Consider the following 24304-nt stretch of genomic DNA (forward strand, 5'->3'; position numbering starts at 1 on the left):
GACGAGAACAGCCGGCTGATCAAGGCCGAACTGACCACCTACAAGCGCAACAATGTGCCCACCACCATCTATCCGCGCCTGGCGGGGTCGTGGCCGGGGGCGGTGTTCACCTCCGCGCCCGTCAACCTGCCCGCCGGTCAGTTCGGCCTGGGCCATGGCAGTGGGGCGCACGCACCCAATGAGTACTACGTGATCGAGTCCAGCAATCCGAAGGTCCAGGGCCTAGTGGGATCGAGCATGAGCTATGTCGACTTCCTCTATGAAATCGCCTCGTCTCGGTAGGCGGCTATTTGCTGGCCTGCTGGGCCATGTACCAGGCGCCGAATTCAGGGCCGTCGATCAGGCCGTCATGGTTCTTGTCGGCCTTGTCGAAGGCCTCGGCCGGCAGCTTGTAGGCCAGCCATTCGGCCCGGCTGAGACGGTCGTCCTTGTTGGTGTCGGCCGGATGGACGAACCGGCCCTCCGCCGCCATGGCGCTCGCGGCTGTGGCCAGGGCGGCGGCGAGGATCAGGAAGCTGGGTCGCATCGGAAAACTCCGGGTCACTTGTGGGCTGGAGAGACCACGCCGTTGTGGCCAAAATTCGCCGTGCCGGCCGGCCGATCCGCCTGAGGCAGGGCCGCGAGAAACCACCACGCCTCCCGCGTCCACCGCGCGTCGGAGAGGGCGTGGTGTTTGGAGTCATTTTGAGGCGGGAGTTGCGGTTCTCCCAGCTCGATCTGCCACTGGCGGACATCCAGGCAGACCTGCGGGAAATCGAAGGGCAGTTCGCTGAGGCTGCCGAACAGGCCGCAGAACGCCACCCAGTCGAAGGCGGCGAAGTAGCCCCAGAGGACAGGCGCCTGGTCGGTCTCCATGAACCGGCGGATTCCGTAGCTGATGTTCTCAAGAGTCTCCCCGCCCCCGGTGAGCTGGGGCCGGACGTTGTCGACAATCCAATGACTGGCCCTGGACCAATCCACCTCAGAACTCTCGGCATAGAATTCCCGCCCATCCTCGCAGACGATCCCGATGCTGATGAGATCCAGGCCGAAGGGCCGTTCGATGAATTCGGTGTCGAGCCAGTATTTCATCGTGAACTCCGCGCTGCTCTGGGTCGCGCAAGGTCGGCCCATCCCACGCGCCCCGCAACCGCACAGCTTGGATCGAAGGCCCTCCGTCCCCATTTAGGTCATGCGCCGGGCTTGGCCTGGCAGGGCGGGCCTTCTACGGTCGCCCCAGGCTGAAGGAGAAGATCGATGACTCAGGAACGTGCGGTGCTGGCTGGCGGCTGCTTCTGGGGTATGCAGGATCTGATCCGCCGCTATGACGGCGTGATCTCCACCCGGGTCGGCTATTCCGGCGGCGACGTGAAGAACGCCACCTATCGCAACCACGGGACCCACGCCGAGGCCATCGAGATCGTGTTCGACCCGGCCAGGATCAGTTATCGCGCCCTGCTGGAGTTCTTCTTCCAGATCCACGACCCGACGACCAAGAACCGCCAGGGTAACGACATGGGGATGAGCTACCGCTCGGCGATCTACTACACCGACGAGGCGCAGAAGCAGGTCGCTGTCGACACCATCGCCGATGTCGAGGCCTCGAGCCTGTGGCCGGGCAAGGTGGTGACCGAGGTCGAGCCGGTTGGCGACTTCTGGGAGGCCGAACCAGAGCACCAAGACTATCTGGAGCGCATCCCCAACGGCTACACCTGTCACTTCGTCCGCCCCGGCTGGAAGCTCCCGGTACGCGCCCAGGCCTAGGGACGAGCGGCCGCCGCCGCAGGTCGTGGAGCCACGACCTGGACGTGAAGCTTGCCGGAGCGTTTGACCGGGCCGAGCGTTCCCCCTGCGCCGCCGTTCGGAAATTCGACGTTCGGGGCGCTTCTCCTCTGGGGATCGTCCGACAGGGCGCGATTCCTTAGGGGGCAGACCAGGGGACATACGGGCGTGCGGGCGACACTTCTGAGGTACGCCGACGAGTTGCGGGGCAGCTACTGGTTCCTGCCATCGGTCATGGCGTTCGGCGCCGTGCTGCTCGCGGGGGGCATGATCTTCCTCGACACCCACGCGGGGTCGGCCTGGATGGACGACCTGCCGTGGCTGTACGCCGCGCGGCCGGACGGAGCCCGGCAGGTTCTGTCGGCGATCAGCGCCTCCATGATCACCGTCGCCGGCACGGTGTTCTCGGTGACCATCGCGGCGGTGGTCTACGCCTCGGGCCAATACGGCCCGCGCCTGCTCAGCAACTTCATGAGCGACCGGGGCAACCAGGTGACGCTCGGCACCTTTATCGCCACCTTCGTCTACTGCCTGCTGGTGCTGCGGACCATTCGTTCCGCCGCGGAGTCGGGGGGCGGGGTGGGCTTTGTTCCCAACCTCGCCTTGCTGCTCGGCGTGATCCTGGCGCTCTGCTCGATCGCGGTCCTGATCTTCTTCATCCACCACGTCCCCAGCCAGCTGCACATCAACAACGTCATCGAGGATGTAGGCGACAAGCTGTTGAAGGAGATCGACAATCGGTTTCCACGCTTCATCGGCGCGCCGCGGCCCGATGACGTCGGTCAAAACGATGCGGCGCGCGTGCCGGCGACATTCCGGCTCGACGCCAGCCAGGCCGATGGCGAACGCCGGGCGCTCGTGACGGCGAAGGATACAGGCTACCTGCAACTCATCGACGGCGACACGATCCTGTCCATCGCGCGGGAGCACGACCTGGTGCTGCGCCTGCAGTATCAGCCCGGTGACTTTGTCCATGTCGGCCGCACCCTCGTCGAGGCCTGGCCACCCGAGCGATGTGATGACGAGACGGCCGGCGCGATCTGCGCCGCCTTCGCGGTCGGCTCAAGACGCACGGCCCTTCAGGACCTGCGCTTCCTGGTGGACGAGCTCGTGGAAATCGCCGCCCGCGCCCTGTCTCCAGGGGTCAACGACCCGTTCACGGCGCTCACCTGCCTCGATTGGCTGGGGGCGGCGCTCTCCGATCTCGCGGGGCGAGAGCTGCCGTCCCATCTGAGAATCGACAAGGACGGCGCCCTTCGCGTCATCACCCATCCGGTGACGTTCGAAGGCTTCATGGACCGCGGCTTCGGCGCCCTGGCCCAGTATTGCGCCAATGACATGGTGGCGGCGCTGGGCTTCATCCGCGCCCTTGGCGAGGTGTCCATGGATTGCGACGATCCCGCCCGCCTGAAGGTCCTCGACGACCATGCCCAGAAGCTGGTGGCCCTGGCGCGCCACGGCCTGGTGGGCTTCAACCAGGAGCGCGTGATCGCGCGCGCCGACGAGTTGCGGCGCGCCCTGGCTGAGCCGGACTACAAGCGCCGCCTGCGCGACAGCGGCGCCTGGCTCGGCGGCACGGCATGAGCCCGCTAGCGCCGCCGCCGCCCGCCAATGCCGCCGACGCCGTGATGGACGCCGCCCGCGGGATGGCCAGCGGGTTCACCGCGATGATCCCGCTCCTGACCGCGGGTCTGGTGGTTTTCCTGATCTTCTGGGCGACCGCCACCGGCGTCCGCGGCGCGGTGGAGAACCTGGCCAGGCGGCGCTCGGAATTCCCAAGTGCGGCCACCGCGTTCAGCCGTCTGGCCTATATCGTCCTGATGCTGCTGGGCGTGATGATCGCCGTCACCGTCGCCTTCCCATCCGTGACCCCGGCGAAGCTGTTCTCCGCGCTGGGCATCGGGGGGGTCGCGATCGGGTTCGCCTTCAAGGACATCCTGCAGAACTTTCTCGCGGGCATTCTGCTGCTCATCCGCCACCCGTTCCGGGCCGGCGACGAGATCACAACGGGAGATTTCACCGGCACGGTGGAGTCCATCGAGACCCGCGCCACCTATATCCGCACCTATGACGGCCAGCGCATCATTGTGCCCAACAGCGTCATCTATACCGAGGTTGTCACGGTCATCACCGCCTACGATCTGCTCCGCAGCCACTACGATGTGGGCATCGGCTACGGCGATGAGGTCTCAAGCGCGTCGAAGATCGCCCTGGACGCGGTCAAGGCGGTCGAAGGGGTTCTTGCGACGCCGGAGCCCGATGTCCTGCTCTGGGATCTGGCCGGGTCCTCCAAGAACCTTCGCGTCAGCTGGTGGACGCGGCCCACACGCCCCCACGTCACGGTCGTTCGCTCGCGGGTGCTGCAGGCGCTCGCTGAGGCGCTCAGCGGGGCGGGCTTCGATCTCCCCTTCCCCACCCAGATGGTGCTGTTCCACGACCAGACCGAGGATGCCGACGGCGACCGCACGCGACAGAGAGAGGGCTGGCCAGCGTCGCAATCATCTCCCGGCCGCGGTTCGGCAGGCTCCGCCGCCAGGCGCCTGCCCGTCAAACGCGACAAGTGACCAACCGATTTTACACCAATACAATAACCGTCGATGATATTCTGAACTCTTCCAGATTTCCTTCAGATATTCGCAGCGAAAAATCCGACGTGAAATGTATCCGCCACGCGCAGCGAAACACTGCACGGCGACATCACCTGGATGTTATCTGACACATTAAGACTATTTCTGACGTGAAACGTTGGAGTGGCTGGGACATCAAGGCCCGCTCGGATTTCGTGCGTGGACCTAAGAGAAAGATCAGCCATGAAGCGCACAATCCTCTCACTGCTCGCCGCCACGACTCTTGCTGCGGGCGTCCCGGCGATCGCCCTCGCGCAGGACAATATGAGCATCAATGAACGGCAGTCGTCTCTGGACGCCCGGATTGACGCGGGCGTGAGGAACCGCAGCCTGACGGACGTCGAGGCCGCTCAGCTGCGGTCTGAGTTTCAGGGCATCGCTCGCCTTGAGGCGCAGTACCGGTCGAGCGGTCGTGGGCTGACGGCGGCCGAACGTGCCGACCTGGACAACCGGTTCGACCTGCTGTCGCGCCGCATCCGGTACGATCGCAACGACAGGGACGGCCGTTCTCCCCAGCAGAACGATGGTCAAAACATCAACCAGCGCCAAAGAACTCTCGACGACCGTATTGACGCCGGAATCCGCGACGGCTCTTTGACGCGCATCGAAGCCGCCCAGCTTCGGCGCGACTTCGACGTGATCGCGCGCCAGGAAGCCCAGTACAGGTCGAGCGGCCGGGGCCTTACCCAAGCCGAACGTTCCGACCTCGATCGCCGCTTTGACGCCCTCTCCAGCCGAATCCGAAGTGATCGTCACGACAACGATACTCGAGCCGACGGCCAGGCCATCAACCAACGCCAAGCGCAGTTGAGCGCCCGCATCGACGCCGGCGTCAGGGATCGCTCGCTCACCAGTACGGAAGCGGCGCAATTGCGCGCGGAGTTCGACGCCATTGCGCGCCAGGAAGCCCAGGCGCGCAACTCGGGTCGCGGCCTGACCCAGGCCGAGAGAGCTGACCTTGATCGCCGGTTCGACATGCTTGAGCGTCGCGTCAAGAATGACCGCCACGACGATGATCGCCGGTGGACCAATCTGGATCAGCGTCAGGCTCAGTTCAACGAACGCCTGAACCGCGCCGTCAGTGATGGCCGGGTCAGTCGCCAGGAGTCCATCAGCCTGAGATCGGAGTTCGACGCCATCGCCCGCCTGGAGCGCCAGTATCAACGCAGCCGTCCCGGCATCACGGTGGCGGAACGCGCGGATCTGAACAGCCGCTTCAACCGGATGGAAGCCAACTATCGGACCTCGGTGAACAACGGCCGCTACGGCTCTGGCCAGTACGACAACCTGTTCGACTTCCTCATTGGCCTGACTGGCTAGTTGGTTGGCTGAGCGATGGGGGGCGGAGTACGCTCTGCTCCCCCCACAGCCGCGGAATTGACTCAACCCGAAACCAAGGAAATACTTCGCCACCAAGTGAAGTGTTTCGCCCGTCTCATTTCAGATGAAGCGGCGGGTGGGAGTGACCGCTTCGAATGGCGAACCGACGCCTTGGAGATCACAGATGGGCGAGCTGATCCTCACCACCTTCGATTGGGTTCCCGAGATGCCGCGCGGCTATGTGCGGGACCTGCGGGTCCGGTGGGCGCTGGAAGAGGCGGGCCTGCCCTATCGCGTCGAGAGCACACCCTTCGAGGATCGGAACCCAGAGCATTTCGCCAGTCAGCCCTTCGGCCAGGCGCCATGGCTGACCGACGGCGACCTGTCGATCTTCGAGAGCGGCGCGATTCTGCTCCACCTCGGCGAACGTAGCGAGGCGCTCTTGCCCGCCGATCCGCGCCACCGCAGCGACACCAAGGAATGGTTGTTCGCGGCGCTCAACTCGGTGGAGATGGCGGTCCTGCCCTGGTCGCTCTTGATGTTCTCTGGCGAGGCCGAAGACACCTCGGCGTCCAAGCTCTTCGACGGGTTCCTGAAGGTTCACCGACTCCAGCATCTGGAGCCGATACTGGCGGGCCGCGAGTGGTTGGCCGGCCCCTTCTCCATCGCCGACATCCTGATGGCCGACGTACTGCGGCTTGTGGATCGGTTCGACGGGCTGGCGGACTATCCCGCCAGCAAGGCCTATGTCGTGCGCGCGACGGCCCGCGCCGCATTCGTAAAGGCGCATGCCGACCAGATGGCGCACTTCGAGGCAGCGGACGCGGCCAGAGGCTGACGGCGCCTAAACGGCGACGCCGCACCATTCATCGCCTCAGGCCGGCTTGGGCTCCCAGAGGATATGGCGGTCATCCAGGCTGATCAGATTGTCGACCTGGATGAGCACCGCCCGGGAGTGATAGCCGATCAGCTGTTTGACCGGCAGGTCGATGTTGCGCACCAGGATGGCGGTTTCCTCCGACGAGAAGTCGGTCATGCCGCGGGCGCGTTCGGCGCCGGTTTCGTCATAGACGTGAAGAACGTCGCCCTTCACATAGCTGCCGTTGATCGAGATCACATCGTTGCGGTCGATTCCGCGCCCTCCCGCGGCGATCTCGTCGGCGGCGCGGGACGATACGACGATGCTGCCGGCCATCTGCAAGCGATCGGTCAGCCAGGCCGCCCAGCTGGTCGCGGGTTCGGCATGGGCAACGCAGGTGGTGCAGCGGCGCAGCCCCTTCAATACCGAAGAGATGGGGTCATCGGCCTCGCCATTGGCGATCAAGGTCGTGCAGCCAGCGTTCTGAGCCATGTTCGCGGCCTGCATCTTGGTGAGCATGCCGCCGCTGCCCAGGGTGCTGACGCCTTCAGTCACCGAGAGGTACTGGCTGACGTCATGAACCGTCTCAACCAGCACAGCGCCGGGCTCCGACGGGTTGCGGTCGTAGAGGCCGTCGACCCCGGTCAGGATCACCAGGTGCTGCGCCTGCACCATCTGGGCGACCTTCGCGGCGAGCCGATCATTGTCGCCGACCCGGATTTCCTCCGTCGTGATCGTGTCGTTCTCGTTGATGATCGGCAACACGCCCGCGGCGAGCAGGCGGTGAAGGGTGTTCTTGGTGTTCAGGAAACGGGGATGGTCCTCGAAGTCTCCAAGCGTCACCAGAATCTGCGCGATGTTAAGGTCGTGCTCGTGGCCGATCTGCTTATAGGCCCCCAGCAGCAACGGCATGCCGCAGGCCGCCGCCGCCTGCTTGTCGTGCAGTCCCGCCGTCGCCGGCGTCACGCCGATCATCTTCATCCCCAAGGCCACCGCGCCCGAGGAGCACAGGATGACCTCATAACCTTCCGACCGCAGAAGCGCGATGTCTTCAACAACTCGCTGCATAAATGCCCAGCGCGGTGTTAGTCGCACCTGATCTGTCAAAAGACTGGATCCGATTTTGACAACTACGCGTTTTACACTAGTCAATGTTATCTCACATCCAAGGAATTATTTATTCAGGGTTATTCTACGTCACGCAGAGCGCGTCGCCCAAATTGACAAATTACATAGGGGCGCGTAAGCTGTGCTTATACACGAATTTGAATTCCAGACAAGATTTCTGGATTTCTCAAGCGTCCGCTTGGCGGATCACGAGGTTTCGTAAATTTTACTGGCATTTGCCGATATGGAGGCGCGCTTGTCTCCGCCTACGGCGACACGGGAGAAAGAATATTGCGCATTGCGTTGATTGGACACGGAAAAATGGGTTCATCCCTCCTCGCGCAATGGAGCGGCATGGCTGGCGACAACCTGCCCGAGCATCGCTTTTTCGTTGTGGATCCGGCGGCCAGCGCCGGAGTCGATACCGAGCGGGTCACGTTCCTGAGCGCGCCGCCGCCCGTCGCAGACTCGGCGTTCGACCTGGTGATCGTGGCGGTAAAGCCGCAAGTCATTGACGCGGTCGCACCCGACTATGCGCCGCGCCTGGCCCAAGGCGGATTCGTCGCCTCGATCGCGGCGGGCTATCCCATCGCGCGGCTAAGCGCGCTGGTCGGCGGCGTGCCGGTGGTGCGCATCATGCCCAACCTGCCCGCCGCGATCGGCGCGGGTGTAAGTGGCCTCTGCGCCGCCCCTTCGGCGAGCGCGGCCCAGCGCAACGCGATCACCGCGCTCATGGAAGCCGCCGGCACCGTCGTATGGGTCGATGATGAAGACAAGCTCGACCGACTCACCGCCGTCGCCGGTTCCGGGCCGGGATATGTCTTTGAGATCGCGCGCACCTATGTGGCCGCAGCCGAGGCGCTCGGCTTCTCAACCGATGAGGCGCGTCAACTCGTGCTCGGCACGATGGCGGGCACGATCGCGATGGCGCAAGGCTCCGACGAGAGCCTTGAGACGCTACGCACCAGCGTGACGAGCAAGAACGGGACAACCGCCGCCGGACTGGAGGCGCTCAACGGCGACGACGGACTGAGCACGCGGATGCGCGCCACCATCGACGCCGCCTACCGGCGCGCTATCGAGCTGCGTTGATCCCCGTTTTCCAAGACCGCGCCCCAGGCCGGAAGGATACCATGACCGAGACCGACACGATAACCCCTCTCCCCGCGGCCGAGAGCCCGGCCCAACACGTCGCCACCCTGGGCAAGGCCGCGCGCGCCGCAGCACGCCGGCTCGCCACCAGCAGCACCGCAACCAAGAACCAGGCGCTGCGGGCCGCGGCTGACGCGCTGCGCGCCGCGACGCCCGCCCTGCTGCAGGCCAATGCCGCCGACGTCGCGAAGGTCGCCGACACCAAGCCCGAATCATTCCTCGACCGGCTCCGGCTCGACGCGGGTCGCGTGGCGGCGATGGCGCAGGCGCTGGAGGAAATCGCCGATCTACCTGACCCGGTCGGCCGCGAACTGGCGCACTTCACGCGGCCCAACGGGCTCGACATCCGCCGGGTGGCGGTGCCGATCGGTGTGATCGCGATGATCTACGAGTCGCGCCCCAATGTCGGCGCGGACGCCAGCGGACTGGCCATCAAGTCCGGCAACGCCATCATCCTGCGAGGCGGCTCGGAGAGCCGCCGGTCAACCCAGGTGATCGTCGGCTGCATGCAGGCCGGCCTCAAGGCCGCGGGTCTGCCCGAAGCCTGTGTTCAGGCCGTCGACACGTCCGACCGCGCCGTCGTGGGTGAACTGCTGCGCGCGGTGGATTATGTCGATCTGGCCATCCCGCGCGGCGGCCGCGGCCTGGTCGAGCTGGTGCAGCGCGAGGCGCGCGTGCCGACGCTTCTGCACCTCGACGGCAACTGCCACACCTACGTTCACAGCCAGACCGATGTCGCACAGGCGGTGGCGATCATCCGAAATGCGAAAATGCGCCGAACCGGCGTCTGCGGCGCGACCGAGAGCATCGTGGTCGATCGCGCCATCGCCGCAACCCTGTTGCCGGCGCTGGTGGCGGCCATGCCCGACTGCGAGCTGCGCGGAGATGCCGAGGCCGTCGCCCTTGAGCCGCGCCTCACGGCGGCCGGTCCTGAGGACTGGGACACCGAGTATCTCGACGCGATCGCCTCGGTGAAGATCGTCGACGGGCTCGATGCCGCGATCACCTACGTGGCCGAACACTCGTCAGGCCATACCGACGCGATCCTCACCAATGACGACGCGGCGGCCCGCCGCTTCATGCTGGAGATCGACAGCGCGGTCGTCATGCACAACGCCTCGACGCAATTCTCCGACGGTGGGGAATTCGGCATGGGCGCCGAGATTGGCATCGCCACCGGCAAGATGCATGCGCGCGGCCCGGTGGGCGTCGAACAGCTCACCAGCTACAAGTACCTTGTCCACGGCGCGGGACAGACCCGGCCCTAAAGCCCCGTCCCGCCTCATCATGGAAAGCTTTGAATGAACGTCGAAACGGCCATCTCACTTGGCGCCTATTTCGTGCTGATGCTCGCCATCGGCCTCTACGCCTGGAAGAAGTCGACCAGCAGTGTGTCGGAGTTCATGCTCGGCGGTCGTCAGTTGCCGCCCGCGGTCGCCGCCCTGTCGGCCGGCGCATCCGACATGAGCGGATGGATGCTGATGGGCCTGCCCGGCGCCGTCTATCTGGCGGGCCTCAGCGCGGCGTGGATCGCGGTGGGGCTGCTGGTGGGCGCCTGGGCGAACTACATGCTCGTGGCGCCCCGGTTGCGCGTCTACACCGAGGTCGCTGACGACGCGATCACGATCCCCGACTATCTCGAAAAGCGTTTCGACGACAAAAGTCGGCGATTGCGGGTCGTCGCCTCCCTGGTGATCGTCATCTTCTTCACGCTGTACACCTCGGCCGGCCTCGTCGCCGGCGGCAAGTTGTTCGAGGCGTCCTTCGGCTACGACTATCGCTTCGGCCTCATTCTGACGGCCGGCGTGGTCCTAGCCTATACGCTGTTCGGGGGATTCCTCGCCGTCAGCCTCACCGACTTCGTTCAGGGCGTCATCATGTTCGCCGCCCTGGTGCTGGTGCCCGTGGTGACGATCGCAAACCTGGGCGGATGGTCAGCGACCCAGGCGGCGGTCACGGAAATCAATCCTGAGTATCTGAGCTGGTTCTCGGGGGTGACCTTGCTCGGGGTCATTTCAAGCCTGGCCTGGGGATTGGGGTATTTCGGCCAGCCGCACATCATCGTGCGGTTCATGGCGGTGCGGTCGGTCAAGGATATCCCCGCGACCCGCAACATCGGCCTGTCCTGGATGCTGGTGACAGTGGTCGGATCTGTGCTGTGCGGCATATGCGGGCTCGCCTATGTCACCCAAGCCGGGCTGACGCTGGCCGATCCCGAGACCATCTTCATCGTGCTCTCGCAGACCCTGTTCAATCCCTACGTGGCCGGCTTCCTGCTCGCCGCGATCCTGGCGGCCATCATGAGCACGATCTCGTCGCAGCTGCTGGTCTCGTCGAGTTCTCTGACCGAGGATTTCTACAAGACCTTCTTCCGCCGGGACGCCAGCCAGAGTGAGCTGGTGCTTGTCGGGCGACTGGCGACGCTGGCGGTGGCGGTGGTCGCCATCGGCCTGGCCATGGACCGCTCGAGCAGCATCCTGTCGCTGGTGGGCAACGCCTGGGCGGGTTTCGGCGCCGCGTTCGGACCCGTCATCCTGCTCAGCCTGCATTGGCGGAAGATGACGCGAGACGGGGCTCTGGCCGGCATCACGGCCGGCGCGATCACGGTGCTGGTCTGGCTCTATGCGCCGTTCACGATCGGCGGCCAGTCACCTTCGGCCGTGGTCTATGAGATCATTCCCGGGTTCGTTGTCGCCCTGATCGCGGCGATCGCCGTCAGCCGTTTCGGCAAGCCCACGCCCGCCCAGGTCGATGCAGGGTTTGACGCCATGCTGGCAGCGCGCCAGGGCGGAAAGATCGCAGCGCGCCCAACCTAGAGTCCCCGAGGGTCAGATGAACTCATCTGACCCTCGGCTCCGCGCACGAGGACGCCAGAACGGATCAGCCGGCCAAGAAGCTTCCACGCAACCCCAGGCGCTCAAACGGCCCGTGGTCAGCGCGTGACCGGGATCATTCCCACTCGATGGTCCCGGGCGGTTTGGAGGTCACGTCGTAGACCACGCGATTGACACCACGGACTTCGTTGATGATCCGGGTGGCGCAGCGGCCCAGGACCTCCCAGGGGAACTCGAAGAAGTCGGCGGTCATGCCGTCGGTGGAGGTGACGGCGCGCAGGGCCAGCACGTCCTCATAGGTGCGGGCATCCCCCATGACGCCCACGGTCTTGACCGGCAGGAGCACGGCGAAGGCCTGCCAGATCTTGTCGTAGAGGCCGGCCTTGCGGATCTCGTCGAGATAGATGGCGTCGGCCTGCTGCAGGACGGCGACCTTCTCGCGGGTGATCTCGCCGGGGATGCGGATGGCCAGGCCCGGGCCCGGGAACGGGTGGCGGCCGACGAAGGCCGGCGCCAGGCCCAGCTCGACGCCGAGCGCGCGGACCTCGTCCTTGAAGAGCTCGCGCAGGGGCTCCACCAGCTTCAGCTTCATGTAGTCGGGCAGACCGCCGACATTGTGGTGGCTCTTGATCACCGCCGAGGGGCCGCCGCTGGTGGAGACGCTCTCGATCACGTCGGGATAGAGGGTGCCCTGGGCCAGGAAGGCGGCGCCCTCGATCTTGGCGCTCTCCTTGTCGAACACCTCGATGAACAGGCGGCCGATGGTCTTGCGCTTGGTCTCCGGATCGCTGACCCCGACCAGCTCGCCGAGGAACAGGTCGCCGGCGTCCACGTGGATCAGGGGAATGTTGTAGTGGTCGCGGAACAGGGTCACGACCTGCTCGGCCTCGTTGTGGCGCAACAGCCCGGTGTCGACGAACACGCAGGTGAGCTGGGCGCCGATGGCCTCGTGGATCAGGACCGCGGCCACCGAGGAATCCACGCCGCCCGACAGGCCGCAGATCACCTTGCCGTCGCCCACCTGGTCACGAATCTTCTGAACCATCTCCTGGCGGAAGGAGGCCATGGTCCAGTCGCCGGTGAGGCCCGCGATGCCGTGGGTGAAGTTCCGCAGCATCTGGGCGCCGCGGGGGGTGTGGGCCACCTCCGGGTGAAACTGGATGCCGTAGAAACGCCGCGTCTCGTCGGCGATGACGGCGTAGGGCGAGCCCGGTGAGGAGGCCACGACCTCGAAGCCCTCCGGGATGGCGGTGATCTTGTCGCCGTGGCTCATCCAGACGGTCTCGAGATCGCCGACGTTCCCGAGGCCGGCCAACAGGGGCGAGGCCTTCTCGATCCTGATCTCGGCGCGGCCGAACTCGCGATGGTGGCCGCCCTCGACCTTGCCGCCCAGTTGCGCGCACATGGTCATCTCGCCGTAGCAGATGCCCAGCACCGGCACGCCCAGCTCGAAGATCCGCTTGGTCACGGAGGGGCTCTCCTCCTCGTGGACGCTGGCCGGCCCGCCCGACAGGATCACCGCCTTTGGGGCATAGTCGGCCAGCATGGCCTCGACCTTGTCGTAGGGGTGAATCTCGCAGAAGACCCCGCTCTCGCGCAGGCGCCTGGCGATCAGCTGGGTCACCTGGCTGCCGAAATCGACGATCAGGACGCGTTCGTGGGTAGGCTCGGTGGTCATGGGGCTTTGTCGGCGAGGGGTTGGGTTCGCTCCAGCACCGCGACGAAGAAGCCATCGGTGGCGGCGGTGGCGGGGGTCAGCCGGAGATAACCTTCCGGGGTCAGGCGGGCGGTCAGGTGTTGGTCGGCGGTGGCGGGTTTGACGGAAAAACCCTCGGTGCGAGCCAGGAAGGCGGCGACCCGGTCCTCGTCCTCCTCGGGCAGGACCGAGCAGGTGACGTAGATCATCCTGCCGCCGGGCTTCACGAAGGTCGCGCCCAGGTCCAGCACCGCGTCCTGGTCGGACTGGCGCCGCGCGAAGGTCTCTTCCGATAGCCGCCACTTGGTGTCGGGGTGGCGCCGCCAGGCGCCCGAGCCGGAACAGGGGGCGTCGATAAAGACCACGTCCATCTTGGCGGCCAGGCCCCGCAGCGGATCGTCCTCCACCGGCGAACGGATCTGCAGGTTGCGGACACCGGCGCGGTCGGCCCGGCGAATGGTGTCGGCCAGGCGGCGGGCCTCGCTGTCATAGGCGTAGATCTGGCCTGTGTTGCCCATGGCGGCGGCGAGCGCGAGGGTCTTGCCCCCGCCCCCGGCGCAGAGGTCCAGCACCTGGGCGCCCTTGATCTCGCCAGCGCAGGCCGCGGCGATCTGGGAGCCGAGGTCCTGCACCTCGAACCAGCCCTTGGAGAAGGCGGGGATGGTCTCGACCGCGCCGGCCCGATCGGTGGCGGCGGGCGCGGGGATGCGCAGGGCGGTGGCCAGTTGCGGCACGGCGGCGGCGTTCAGCGGCTGGGTGGCCTTCAGCGTCCGAACCGGATCGCTCTTCAGCGTATTGACCCGCAGGTCGATGGGGGCGCGTTCCGAGAGCGCTTCGCCTTCCCGCGCGGCGGCCTCGCCGAAGGCGCGAGCGAAGCTGGCCTCCAGCCAGGCGGGATAGTCACCGCGCACCGAAGGCGGCGCGCCGGCCAGGTCGCGTGGGCTTTCAAGGGTGGCGGTCTCGGCCTCGGTCAGGGCGCCGTGGCCGTGAGGCTCCTCGGTGACAGCGGCGGCGATGCGGTCGACCGGCCAGTCCCACTCGAACTTCAGGACACCAAGGATTGTGGCCCGGACGCTGTCGTCACCCATCTTCCAGGCGATGGACCGGCGGCGGCGCAGGGCGTCGAGCACCAGGCCGGAGACCCAGGCGCGATCCTTCGACCCGGCGAAACGCGAGTCATTGCCCCAGGACTTCAGGGCCAGACGCGCCGGCCGGTGGCGTTCCTCGACGTCGGTGAGAACCGTGATGGCCGCCGAAAGGCGTCCCCCGTCACGCAAGGGCCTGGCCCGCTGTCATAGGAAGATCGCCGCGACGACCGCCAGGGTGCCGCAGAACCCGATGAACCAGACCAGGCTTCGCAGAAAAGGAATCGCGATCACATAGAGGATCGGGTGCAGGGCGCGGGCGGCCACATACAGCACCGAGCCCCAGAGGGTGAGGTCCCCGAGCTTGGCGGCCAGATAGGCGATGATGACCGCTGCGGCGTGCAGCGGGAAGGTCTCCAGGAAGTTGGCGTAGGAACGTTCCAGCCGGCCTGCGGCCCCGGTGAGCTTGAGGGGCTCATCGCGGGCGCCGCGACCATAGGCCAGGCCCTGTTGGCCCCGCGCGGCAAGCGTGGCCCAGAGGAACTGGACCAGGCCCACCACCACGGCGGCGGCCAACAATTGCAGTTCGTGGGCGGCGGCCATCATCAGACCGGGCTCGTATAGTTGGGGGCCTCACGGGTCATCATGACGTCGTGGACGTGGCTCTCGCGCAGGCCCGCGCCCGTGATCCGGATGAACCGGGCCTTGTCGCGGAAGGCCTGCAGGTCGGCGGCGCCGGTATAGCCCATGGCGGCCCGAAGGCCGCCCACCATCTGGTGCAGGATGGCGGCGATGGGACCCTTGTAGGCCACCTGACCCTCGATGCCCTCGGGCACCAGCTTCAGGGCCGAGACCTCCTTCTGGAAGTAGCGGTCGGCTGAGCCGTTGGCGGTGGACATGGCGCCCAGCGAGCCCATGCCGCGATAGGCCTTGTAGGAGCGGCCCTGGTACAGGAACACCTCGCCCGGCGCCTCGTCGGTGCCGGCGAAGGCCGAGCCCATCATGGCCACCTGGGCGCCCATGGCCAGCGCCTTGGCGAGATCGCCCGAGTACTTGATGCCGCCGTCGGCGATCACCGGAACGTCGGTGCCAGCAGCGGCCCGCACGGCGTCGGCGATGGCGGTCAGCTGGGGCACCCCCACACCCGCCACGATGCGGGTGGTGCAGATGGAGCCCGGGCCGATGCCGACCTTCACCGCGTCGGCGCCGGCATCGATCAGGGCCCGCGCGCCTTCGTAGGTGGCGACGTTGCCGGCGACGATCTGGACGCGGTTGGTCTCGCGCTTCAGGCGGGCGACAGCCGCGCCGACGTCGGCGTTGTGGCCGTGGGCGGTGTCGATCACCACCACGTCCACTCCGGCGTCCACCAGGGCCATGGAGCGCTCATAGCCCCCGTCGCCCACCGTTGAGGCCGCGCCCACCAGCAGGCGGCCCTGAGCGTCCTTGGCGGCGATGGGATGGGCCTGGGCCTTCTCCATATCCTTGACGGTGATCAGGCCGACGGCGCGATAGGCCTCGTCCACCACGATGATCCGTTCGATCTTGTGCTGACGCAGGAGGGCGCGGGCCTCGTCCTGGGTGCAGCCTTCGCGGACTGTGATCAGGTTGTCCTTGGTCATCAGCACCTTGGCCGGGACCTCGCTGGAGCCCTCGAACCGCATGTCGCGGTTGGTGAGGATGCCCACCAGCTTGCCGGTCTCGAGCTCGACCACCGGAAAGCCGGAGATCTTGCGCCGTGACTTGATAGCCAGGATTTCGCTGAGCGGGGTGTCGGGGTTGATGGTCAGCGGGTTGATGACCATGCCGCTTTCGTAGCGCTTCACCTCGCGGACCTGCTCGGCCTGTTCGTCAGGCGTCATGTTCCGGTGCAGCACGCCCAGACCGCCAGCCTGGGCCATGGCGATGGCCAGGCGGCTCTCGGTGACGGTGTCCATGGCCGAGGACACGAGCGGTATGTTCAGACTGATTTCGCGCGTGAACCGGGTGGCGGTGTCCACCTGGCCGGGCATCACATCAGATGCGCCGGGTTCGAGCAAAACGTCGTCGAAGGTGAGCCCTTCGCGAATCTCCATTGGAGTCTCCATTTTGCGAGCCGCGTATAAGGCGTCGGACCGGGGGTGGGCAAGCGTAGCGTCGAGAAGGGTCATGTCGCGGGCTCCTTGTTGAGGCCGAAGGTCATGGCGAACATGACCAGGCAGAGGGCGACCCCGCCCATCAGGGCCAGGGTCGGCGAGCGGTCGAGGGCCAGGCCGTAGAGGGCCGGGCCGCCGATCTGGGCGATCTGGGCCGGGCGACCGAGGACCGCCGAGCGGTAGGCGTAATTCGTGGGACCAAAGAGGCTGAGCGGCAGGACGCCCTTGGCCACCGTGAGCATGCCGTTGCCGGCCCCCTGCCCCAGGGCCATGGCCGGGGCGGCGACCTTGCCGAAGGCCAGCAACGCCGTGGCTCCAAGCGGGTGCATGAGGGTGGCGGCGCGGGTGGCCAGCAGCGGCGGGAAGCGGCGCAGGACGGCGAACTCCAGGGCCCGGACGGCCACGGCGGCGAGGCCGACGAGGGCGGCTGTGGACATCGCGACGGCCGTGGAGAGACCAAAGGCCATGAAGAGCCGCGGAAGATGGGTGCTCATGCAGGTGGAAAGGAACCAGGCCCCTGCAAATAGAACGGAAAGCTGGATCATGCGGCGGTCCCAGACCACCGGCGCGGGGGGGCCGACATTGGCCGACATGTGGCCGCCGAGGTCCCGTGGAATGACGACAGCGCCCAGCGGCAGGCAGATAAGCAGATGGAGCACGGCCCAGGCGAAACAGGCGCCCTGCCAGCCGAACTGCTGGGCCAGCGCGTGGGTGGCGGGGAAACCGAGGCTGGAGCCCAGCCCGCCGATCAACGCCACGCCGGTGATCGAGCGCCGGGCCTGGTCGCCATAGAGCGACACCAGGATGGCGAAGGGCGTGCCGTAGAGACCGAGCGCCATGGCCAGACCCAGGACGATCATCCCCAGGGTCAGGACGACGGGACCGTGCGCCACCCCGATGAGGCCAAGACCCGCGGCGAACACCAGGTTGGAGAGAAGCAGCATCCCCCTGCCCCCGCGACGGTCGACCCAGCGGCCGGCGGCGGGCGCGGCGACCGCGCTGGCCGCCAGGGCCACCGACATCAGGCTGAAGACGAAGGTCGGCGCGAGCCGCAGATCGGCGGCGATGTCGTCGCCCAGAACCCCGATCAGGTAGAAGCTGGAGGCGAAGGCGATGGTCTGCCCCAGGCCCAGGGCCAGCATGATCACGGTCTGGGGCGGGTGGGGTTTCGACGCCATTCCAAGCTTGTGCGCCGATTGCCCAATGACGGAAACCGACATATTGGGCACATGATGTTCGAAAATCTCACATCAGGTCCCCTGCCTTCCCTGAACGCCCTGCGCGCCTTCGAGGCGATGGCGCGGACCGGACGCGCCACCCTGGCGGCGGAGGAACTGCACGTCACCTATTCGGCGGTCAGCCGGCAGGTGAAGGCCCTGGAGCAGAGCCTGGGGGTTCGGCTGTTCACCGGTCCCAAGCACCGGCTGGAGCTGACCGCGGCCGGGGCGGCCCTGCTGCCGGCCCTCACCGGGGCCTTTGACCAGATCGCCGGGGCGGTGCGCCAGGCGCGCGGCGGGGCCGAGGACCTGCACATCGCCGTCAACGCCAGCATCTCGGTGAAGTGGCTGATCCCGCGCCTGTCGCGGTTCACGCACGCCCATCCCGGCGTGCGCCTGCACCTGACCGAACTGGCCTCCCACGCCGTCAGCCAGCGCGGCGCCGACGCGGTGGTGCGGCTGGTCCCCACCAGCCGGCTCTCCGATCCCCTGGCGACCGCCTTCATGCCCAGCCACCTGGGGGCGGTGATGGCGCCGGGCCTGGCCGAACGGTTCCCCGACCCGATGACCGCCCCGCGCCTGGTGGCCCAGAGCCACCCGCAGGGCTGGGCGATCTGGGCGGCCCTGGCGGGTCTGGAGCTGCCGCCGTCGCCGGAACAGCCCTTCGCCCACCTGCACTTCGCCCTCGACGCCGCCATCGCCGGCCTCGGGGTGGCGATCCTGCCGTGGCCGCTGGTGGCCGACTATGTGAAGAGCGGACGGCTCGTGGCGCCCTTCGGCTTCATCCCGGCCCAGAGCGGGTTCGCCTTGCTGGCCACGCCGGGGGTCACCAGCAAGGCGCTGGATCAGTTCCGGGACTGGCTGATGGCGGAGGGGGCGAAGACCCAGGCGCCAACCTAGGCGGTCGGGACGAACGACCCGTGGAACCCCGCGGGAACCCGGTGATCCAGGTGAGCCTGGGCCACCGGTCCGGCCTCGATCCGCTGGGCGTCCAGAACCGCCAGATGGCTGGCGTTGCGCGCCTCGTCGAAGACCGCGACCAGCAGATATCCGTCGCCCTCCGGGGCCGCGGCGGACCTTGCGACGAACACCGGCTCGGACACCGCCTGGCGGTCGGGCGCGCGCCAGAGGCGCATCTCTCCCGACGCATGGTCATAGCGACCGATCGCCCGGTGAAGCATGTCGCCGGTCCCCGGCCCGCCGAGGGCGGCGACATAGCCGTACCGATAGGACAGGCCGGTCCGGCGCTCATCGATCCGGGGGTACTCGCAGACCAGGTCGCTGAGGCGGCGAGCCGAAACCGGTTGAGCGCTCCCTGGGTCGAGGGTCCAGCGGGTGAGGAACTGCCGCAGATCAGCCTCTGGCGCAGAAGTTCCGTCGGCGCTCGGGAAGGCCGGCGCGGCCTGCTGGCAGAGATCGACATGGATGAGCCCGCCATCCTCGTGGGCGTTCATCAGGTGCCAGGCCATACAGGCCGGGGCCGGGAACCAAAGCACGTCCTCCGCCGCGCCGGTTCGCGGCATGAGGCCCAGGAAGGCGCTGCGATCCGGCTCCCAGGCGAGCGGCGGGCCGCCGGCGCGCAGGCGTTCCAGGGACAGGGTCAGGGGACAGACCACGAAGACGACGTGGCGGCGTGTGATGGCGAAGTCGTGGACGAAGGCCGGATAGGGTCCGACGAGGCTGGCCGGCCGGACGACCGCCCCCGCCGCATCGATGACCTGGAGCGCCAGGGTCGCGTCGAACCTCTGGAAGGGAAAATTGGTGAAGGCGAACATCTCGCCGGTCTCCGGGCAGACCTTGGGGTGGGCGGTCATCGCCCCCGGCAGTCGGGCGCCGAAGTCGAAGGGGCCCAGGGTCTCCAGGGTCAGCGGATTGATCTCGATGGGCAGGTGGCCCTCCTCCAGGGCCAGCAGCCGCCCGGCATGGGCCACGATGTGGGTGTTGGCCGCGCCCTGGCTCTCCATCCCGGCGACGCTGGCGTCGTGGGCGCGGGGATCGGAGGTCGAGAACAGGGCCCGGCCGGCTTGGCGTTCAAGGCTCCACTGGCGGGTCCGAACCCAACGATTGCGGTAGGCGACCCGGCCGCCGCCGATCGTGAAGCCGTGGATCATGCCGTCGCCCTGCAGGGGGTTGTAGGTTCCCAGAGGCGCGAACTGAGGGTTCGGCCCGATGCGGTAGAGGGTTCCCGAGAGCTCGGGCGGGATCTCGCCCTCGATCATCAGGTCAGGACAGTCGCACTCCATCCGGAGGGGCTCGAAGGCCCCCGACAGCAGGGGATGGTCGGCAGGAAAGGGCGTGGCCATGGGCGCGCTCCAGGGTTTCGGAGGCCCCGAACTCTAGGCGCAAGAAATCTGTTTGGTAGACTTGCCAAAGGTCGCCGGTTCAACCGGAGCCTGCTTAGCGCGCTGAATCTGCAAAATATTTCTCCCCGCGCCCCTCGCTCGGTCAGACGCCGACCCGATCACATCGCGCGCGTGGCGCCCGAAACGCGGATACTGGAACCGCGTTCGGGTTCGATCTGGGCGTGCAGGATGGAGCGCATGCCCATGTCTTCACCCTGGATGATGTCGATGGCGCCGCCGTGCGGCCAACCGAGGTCGCGAAGATACCCCGCCAGCGCCGCCGCCGCCGCGCCGGTGGCGGGGTCTTCGTAGACGCCGCCGGCCGCGAAGGGATTGCGGGCGTGGAACAGGCGTGGCGTCTCGGCGAAGACCATACTGACGGTGGCCATGTCCCCAGCCGTCATGAATATCCGACCGGCGTCCAGGTCGTAGCGCATGGCCGCAAGTCGATCGCGGCTGTTGAGCGCCAGGACGAGGTGGTTGGCGCCGGCATTGGCTATGGCCGGCGGAATGCGCGGGTCCAGATCGTCCGCCGACAGGGAAAACAGCGCCAGGACTTCGGCGAGCATCCGCGCCGTCGCCGGCTGGCTGGAGGTCGGCGGTGACTGAAGCGCAGCCGCGACCAGGGGGCCGGTTCGCCGGCCCTCGACGCTGATGGCGACGTCGTTGAGCTGCAAGGCGAAGACGCCGTCACCCTCTTGAAGCGCCAGCGCGGCCCCCAGGGCGATGGTGGCGTGGCCGCAGAACGGAATTTCCACCTCGGGCGCGAAATACCTCACCCGCCAGCCGCCCGGCGCCGGCGCTGCGAACACGGTCTCCGAATAGCCCACCTGCGCGGCGATCGCCTGCATCACCGCGGCTTCAGGCAAGGCGTCGCAAATAACCACGCCGGCGGGATTGCCCCCGCTGTCGCCATCCGAAAAGGCCGCAAATCTTTGGACGTCCATCGTGTCCCTCACCTCGCCTGGAATCCACAGTCAGACACCCGAAGGCCGGATGCCCGCTAGGGCTTGGGCAGGTTCTTGTCGGCGCGACAGGTCTTGAGGGGCTGTTGCTTCACGCTGTGGATGGCGGTGATGCGCTTGGCCTTGGCGTTGGTCTCGACACGCAGGCAGGCGCAGCCGTAGCCGTACGAGACGCCGTTGGTGACGACCCAGTCGTGCTCGCTGAGGTCGGGGATGAGGTCCATGCCGGGGGCCTGATAGCCGCCCTGCATGCCGATCACCCACTCCCCGGCGCTGTCGGTCAGCCAAAAGTTGCCTGGGGTCGGGTTGGCGATCCAGCCACAGCGCATCTCGCCCACGGACTTCTTCGCGGCGGCCTGGGCCGGTGCGCTGGCCGCCGCCAGCGGCAGCAGGACAACGACGATCGCCGCCGCCCGGCCGAGTTGATAGCGCAGAGTCATGCCGTCAGCCCCCAAAACAGGGCGGCAGGAGGCGGACGGGAGACCGACCTGTCAAGGCGATGGGGCGCCTAGAACAGTCCGGCGCGCTGGCCGATCACGAAGATCGCGATGATGATCGCCAGGACCTGAAGGATCCAGTTGAGGGGCGAGGGAATGGGCATCTTCTGAATCGCCCAGATGGCCAGGGCGAGGAGAACGATGACGATGACGATGAGGATGAGAATGGACATGAAGCGCTAACCTCTAGCGTGACGGAAGGTTCCAGCGTCCCTCGACATCGGACGACCACTCGCCCATGACGAAGGGGTCTGATCGCCTCAAGTGAGCCTCCGAATGACCGACGCCCCCTCGCCTTCGACCGCCCCCTGGGACCAGGATTTCCTGCCGCCGGCGCCGCCCTGGCAGGGCGCTAGCCAGGCATTGTTGCGGGACGCCTCCGACCCCTGGGCGAGCGCCTTCGAGGCCGATCCGGAGCATGACTTCAGCCCCGACTATGTCGACACCCGGGCCTGGTTCGACCGGCTGGAGGCGGCCTCGCCGTGGATTCGGATCGAGGTGTTCGGGACCTCGCCGGAGGGGCGGCCGATCTATGCGGTGATCGCCAGCAAGGACGGGGCGAGCTTCGATCCGGGCAAGCCTGTGCTACTGGCCCAGGCGGGCATCCATCCGGGCGAGATCGACGGCAAGGACGCGGGCATGATGCTGCTGCGCGACATCTGCTTCTACGGCAAGGACGGCCTGCTGGACGGGGCCAACCTGATCCTGGCGCCGATCCTGAGCGTCGACGGGCATGAGCGGGCCTCGCGCTATTCGCGGCCCAACCAGCGTGGGCCGCGCATCCAGGGCTGGCGCAACACCGCCACCAACCAGAACCTCAACCGCGACTACATGAAGTTGGACCAGCCAGAGATGCAGGCGGCGCGCGGCTTGCTGAACAAGTACCGGCCAGACCTCTATGTGGACATCCACGTCACCGATGGGCTCGATTACCAGTACGACCTGACCTACGGCTACAACGGCGAGGAACGGTCCTGGTCGCGCTCGCCCGCCATCGCCATCTGGCTGGACGAGGTGTTCAAGCCCGCGATGAACGGGGCGCTGGAGGCCGAAGGCCACATCCCCGGCGAGCTGGTGTTCGGACTGGACGACCAGGACCCCAAGGCGGGCCTCTCGGACGGCGGCCTGGGGGAGCGGTTCTCCAACGGCTGGGGCGCGGCGGCCCACGTCCCCACCATCCTGATCGAGAACCATAGCCTCAAGCCCCATGCCCAACGGGTGCTGGCGACCTATGTGTTCCTCGAAACCGCCCTGACGCTGCTGGCGGCGCAGGGCGCGGGCCTGCGGGCGGCGATCACGGCTGACCGGGCGCTGCGGCCGGCGGAAATCCCGGCCAATTTCGTGCAGGCCAAGGCCCACGCCCGGATGCGCAGCTTCAAGGGCATCAGGTACGACACCTATGAGAGCGCGGCCTCGGGGCGGCGCGAGATCCGCTGGCTGGGGGAAGCCGACCCCGAGCTTTGGTCCCTGCCCCATTTCCTGTCCGAACCGACCCTGACGCTCGCCCGGCCCAAGGCCTATTGGGTGCCGGGCTATCGCAAGGACCTGATCGAGCGGCTGGCGCTACATGGGGTGGCGATGGAGGCGATCAGCGCGCCCAAGACGGTCAGCGTCGAGATGCTGCGCCTCGCCAAGCCCGAGATCGCCAGCCAGGCGGCCGAGGGCCATGTTGCGATCACGGTGACCGAGGTGACGCCCGAGCGCCGCGACTGGACCTTCTCTCCGGGGTCGGTGCGGGTTTCGACCGACCAGCCGCTGGGGGACCTGATCGTCCTGCTGCTGGAGCCGCAGTCCAGCGAGAGCTTCTTCGCCTGGGGTATGGTTCCCGAGGTGCTGAGCCGCGTCGAATATATCGAGGGCTACGCCATCGCGCCCCTGGCCGAAAAGATGATGGCGGCCGATCCCAAGCTGAAGGCCGAGTTCGAGGCCAAGCTGGCCACCGACCCCAAGTTCGCCGCCGATCCTGAGGCGCGTCTGGGATGGTTCTACCGCCGTACGCCCTTCTATGACGACCGCCACCTGCTCTACCCGATCGCGCGGCAACTCGCCCATTAGGGCAGATCGCTTGCATACGGCTGCGCGAGAGGGCTTTTATGCCGCCTCGCGCGCCCGGCGTGGTGGATATTGCAAGGTTCTCTGATGGATACGATCACCTCGGGTAACGCCGCCGCCCTCTGGGTGGGCCTGCATGTCTTCCTGATGCTGACCCTGTCGCTTCTAGTCGTGCGCCTGCGCCAGAAGCACAAGGTGGCGCTCGGTGACGAAGGCATCCCCGAACTGGCCCGCGCCATCCGCGCCTTCGGCAACGCCAGCGAATATATCCCCACCGCCCTGATGGCGATCGTGGTGCTGGCCGTGGTCGAGGCCCCGCCCCTGGCCATTCACGTGGCGGGCTTTGTGCTGTTTTCCGGCCGTCTGATCCACGCCGTAGGCCTGTCCAACAGCGGCGGCGCCTCGATCCCACGTGCCATCGGCATGGTGGCGACCTGGATCGCCTATATCTTCATGGGCGTAGCCCTGCTGTTCTACGCCATAGCCTAGAGCGCCGCTTGCCCGGGGCCGTCGCCCTCGTCCATAAGACCCCATGGACGATAATCTGCTTAGCGACGTGGTCTCGGCCGCGCTCAAGGCCGGGGCCGACACGGCCGAGGCTGTGTTTGCCCAACGGCAATCTCTCTCCGTCAGCGTACGCCTGGGCGAGCTGGAAGAG

At 67.0% G+C, this 24304-nt stretch carries 26 protein-coding genes; 13 read left to right on the plus strand and 13 right to left on the minus strand.

All coding sequences use genetic code 11. From position 1 onward, the window contains the following. Window positions 1–282, plus strand: a 282-nt coding sequence (locus AAC997_RS09415) for a hypothetical protein (protein WP_340645438.1), incomplete at its 5' end; no start/stop codon positions are given. A 4-nt stretch (window positions 283–286) separates the two neighbouring features. On the opposite strand, the gene AAC997_RS09420 is transcribed toward AAC997_RS09415, so the two are convergent. Continuing rightward, complete coding sequence (locus tag AAC997_RS09420; RefSeq protein ID WP_340645439.1) at window positions 287–526, minus strand: hypothetical protein; 240 nt, start codon at window positions 524–526, stop codon at window positions 287–289. Window positions 527–540: 14 nt separating this feature from the next. After that, the gene (locus AAC997_RS09425; protein ID WP_340645440.1) at window positions 541–1071 is read right to left on the minus strand and encodes a 3'-5' exoribonuclease; all 531 of its coding nucleotides are present in this window, start codon (window positions 1069–1071) and stop codon (window positions 541–543) included. A gap of 165 nt (window positions 1072–1236) precedes the next feature. Here AAC997_RS09425 and msrA point away from each other — a divergent pair, with 165 nt between their 5' ends. From msrA to AAC997_RS09440, 3 genes are all read left to right on the plus strand, one after another. Further along, complete coding sequence (gene msrA, locus AAC997_RS09430) at window positions 1237–1743, plus strand: peptide-methionine (S)-S-oxide reductase MsrA (RefSeq protein WP_340645441.1); 507 nt, start codon at window positions 1237–1239, stop codon at window positions 1741–1743. A gap of 186 nt (window positions 1744–1929) precedes the next feature. Continuing rightward, complete coding sequence (locus tag AAC997_RS09435; RefSeq protein WP_340645442.1) at window positions 1930–3345, plus strand: DUF2254 domain-containing protein; 1416 nt, start codon at window positions 1930–1932, stop codon at window positions 3343–3345. Further along, window positions 3342–4325 carry a mechanosensitive ion channel family protein gene (locus AAC997_RS09440; protein WP_340645443.1) on the plus strand — a complete coding sequence of 328 codons (984 nt, stop codon included), beginning with the start codon at window positions 3342–3344 and terminating at the stop codon, window positions 4323–4325. The genes AAC997_RS09435 and AAC997_RS09440 overlap by 4 nt, the downstream gene beginning before the upstream one ends. 264 nt (window positions 4326–4589) lie before the next feature. On the opposite strand, the gene AAC997_RS09445 is transcribed toward AAC997_RS09440, so the two are convergent. Then, on the minus strand, window positions 4590–5396 hold the full coding sequence (locus AAC997_RS09445; RefSeq protein WP_340645444.1) for a hypothetical protein: 807 nt from the start codon (window positions 5394–5396) through the stop codon (window positions 4590–4592). Here AAC997_RS09445 and AAC997_RS09450 point away from each other — a divergent pair. Beyond that, window positions 5364–5708: a hypothetical protein gene (locus AAC997_RS09450; RefSeq protein WP_340645445.1), complete on the plus strand. Its 345-nt coding sequence runs from the start codon at window positions 5364–5366 to the stop codon at window positions 5706–5708. The genes AAC997_RS09445 and AAC997_RS09450 overlap by 33 nt on opposite strands. A 184-nt stretch (window positions 5709–5892) precedes the next feature. After that, the gene (locus AAC997_RS09455; RefSeq protein ID WP_340645446.1) at window positions 5893–6546 is read left to right on the plus strand and encodes a glutathione S-transferase family protein; all 654 of its coding nucleotides are present in this window, start codon (window positions 5893–5895) and stop codon (window positions 6544–6546) included. Between the two features lie 36 nt (window positions 6547–6582). On the opposite strand, the gene proB is transcribed toward AAC997_RS09455, so the two are convergent. Further along, entirely contained in the window at window positions 6583–7719 is a 1137-nt protein-coding gene (gene proB, locus AAC997_RS09460) for a glutamate 5-kinase (RefSeq protein ID WP_340645447.1), read from the minus strand. Window positions 7720–7977: 258 nt separating this feature from the next. Here proB and AAC997_RS09465 point away from each other — a divergent pair, with 258 nt between their 5' ends. The 3 genes from AAC997_RS09465 to putP are packed head-to-tail and all read left to right on the plus strand — an operon-like array spanning window position 7978 to window position 11642. Next, window positions 7978–8766, plus strand: a complete 789-nt coding sequence (locus AAC997_RS09465; protein ID WP_340645462.1) for a pyrroline-5-carboxylate reductase — start codon at window positions 7978–7980, stop codon at window positions 8764–8766. A gap of 41 nt (window positions 8767–8807) precedes the next feature. Then, window positions 8808–10094 (plus strand): glutamate-5-semialdehyde dehydrogenase, encoded by a 1287-nt coding sequence (locus AAC997_RS09470; RefSeq protein WP_340645448.1) that lies wholly within the window; start codon window positions 8808–8810, stop codon window positions 10092–10094. Between the two features lie 33 nt (window positions 10095–10127). Beyond that, complete coding sequence (putP, locus tag AAC997_RS09475) at window positions 10128–11642, plus strand: sodium/proline symporter PutP (protein WP_340645449.1); 1515 nt, start codon at window positions 10128–10130, stop codon at window positions 11640–11642. A 133-nt stretch (window positions 11643–11775) separates the two neighbouring features. Here the strand turns inward: putP and guaA are convergent, their stop codons facing one another. The 5 genes from guaA to AAC997_RS09500 all read right to left on the minus strand — a co-directional run bounded on the left by guaA (window position 11776) and on the right by AAC997_RS09500 (window position 17751). Then, window positions 11776–13338 (minus strand): glutamine-hydrolyzing GMP synthase, encoded by a 1563-nt coding sequence (gene guaA / locus AAC997_RS09480; protein WP_340645450.1) that lies wholly within the window; start codon window positions 13336–13338, stop codon window positions 11776–11778. Then, window positions 13335–14633, minus strand: a complete 1299-nt coding sequence (locus AAC997_RS09485) for an RsmB/NOP family class I SAM-dependent RNA methyltransferase (protein ID WP_340645451.1) — start codon at window positions 14631–14633, stop codon at window positions 13335–13337. The genes guaA and AAC997_RS09485 overlap by 4 nt, the downstream gene beginning before the upstream one ends. A gap of 15 nt (window positions 14634–14648) precedes the next feature. Then, window positions 14649–15047 carry an MAPEG family protein gene (locus AAC997_RS09490; RefSeq protein ID WP_340645452.1) on the minus strand — a complete coding sequence of 133 codons (399 nt, stop codon included), beginning with the start codon at window positions 15045–15047 and terminating at the stop codon, window positions 14649–14651. After that, window positions 15047–16513 (minus strand): IMP dehydrogenase, encoded by a 1467-nt coding sequence (guaB, locus tag AAC997_RS09495; protein WP_340645453.1) that lies wholly within the window; start codon window positions 16511–16513, stop codon window positions 15047–15049. The genes AAC997_RS09490 and guaB overlap by 1 nt, the downstream gene beginning before the upstream one ends. A gap of 71 nt (window positions 16514–16584) precedes the next feature. After that, window positions 16585–17751: an MFS transporter gene (locus tag AAC997_RS09500; RefSeq protein ID WP_340645454.1), complete on the minus strand. Its 1167-nt coding sequence runs from the start codon at window positions 17749–17751 to the stop codon at window positions 16585–16587. A gap of 51 nt (window positions 17752–17802) precedes the next feature. On the opposite strand from AAC997_RS09500, the gene AAC997_RS09505 reads away from it, so the two are divergent. After that, the gene (locus AAC997_RS09505; RefSeq protein ID WP_340645455.1) at window positions 17803–18690 is read left to right on the plus strand and encodes a LysR substrate-binding domain-containing protein; all 888 of its coding nucleotides are present in this window, start codon (window positions 17803–17805) and stop codon (window positions 18688–18690) included. On the opposite strand, the gene AAC997_RS09510 is transcribed toward AAC997_RS09505, so the two are convergent. The 4 genes from AAC997_RS09510 to AAC997_RS09525 form a co-directional block, all read right to left on the minus strand. Then, window positions 18687–20093 (minus strand): carotenoid oxygenase family protein, encoded by a 1407-nt coding sequence (locus AAC997_RS09510; protein WP_340645456.1) that lies wholly within the window; start codon window positions 20091–20093, stop codon window positions 18687–18689. The genes AAC997_RS09505 and AAC997_RS09510 overlap by 4 nt on opposite strands. A gap of 158 nt (window positions 20094–20251) precedes the next feature. Beyond that, window positions 20252–21079 carry a PhzF family phenazine biosynthesis protein gene (locus AAC997_RS09515; RefSeq protein WP_340645457.1) on the minus strand — a complete coding sequence of 276 codons (828 nt, stop codon included), beginning with the start codon at window positions 21077–21079 and terminating at the stop codon, window positions 20252–20254. Between the two features lie 56 nt (window positions 21080–21135). Beyond that, window positions 21136–21537, minus strand: coding sequence for a DUF4087 domain-containing protein (locus AAC997_RS09520; RefSeq protein ID WP_340645458.1), 402 nt, complete (start codon window positions 21535–21537; stop codon window positions 21136–21138). Between the two features lie 68 nt (window positions 21538–21605). Further along, entirely contained in the window at window positions 21606–21767 is a 162-nt protein-coding gene (locus AAC997_RS09525; protein WP_340645459.1) for a hypothetical protein, read from the minus strand. Between the two features lie 103 nt (window positions 21768–21870). Here AAC997_RS09525 and AAC997_RS09530 point away from each other — a divergent pair, with 103 nt between their 5' ends. From AAC997_RS09530 to AAC997_RS09540, 3 genes are all read left to right on the plus strand, one after another. Next, window positions 21871–23649, plus strand: coding sequence for a M14 family metallopeptidase (locus tag AAC997_RS09530; RefSeq protein WP_340645460.1), 1779 nt, complete (start codon window positions 21871–21873; stop codon window positions 23647–23649). An 84-nt stretch (window positions 23650–23733) separates the two neighbouring features. Further along, complete coding sequence (locus AAC997_RS09535; RefSeq protein ID WP_340645461.1) at window positions 23734–24135, plus strand: MAPEG family protein; 402 nt, start codon at window positions 23734–23736, stop codon at window positions 24133–24135. Between the two features lie 43 nt (window positions 24136–24178). After that, window positions 24179–24304 (plus strand): hypothetical protein (locus AAC997_RS09540; RefSeq protein WP_340645463.1); only part of this gene is annotated, 126 nt, incomplete at its 3' end.

It is taken from the genome of Phenylobacterium sp. (assembly GCF_037968635.1).
Lineage (GTDB): Bacteria > Pseudomonadota > Alphaproteobacteria > Caulobacterales > Caulobacteraceae > Phenylobacterium.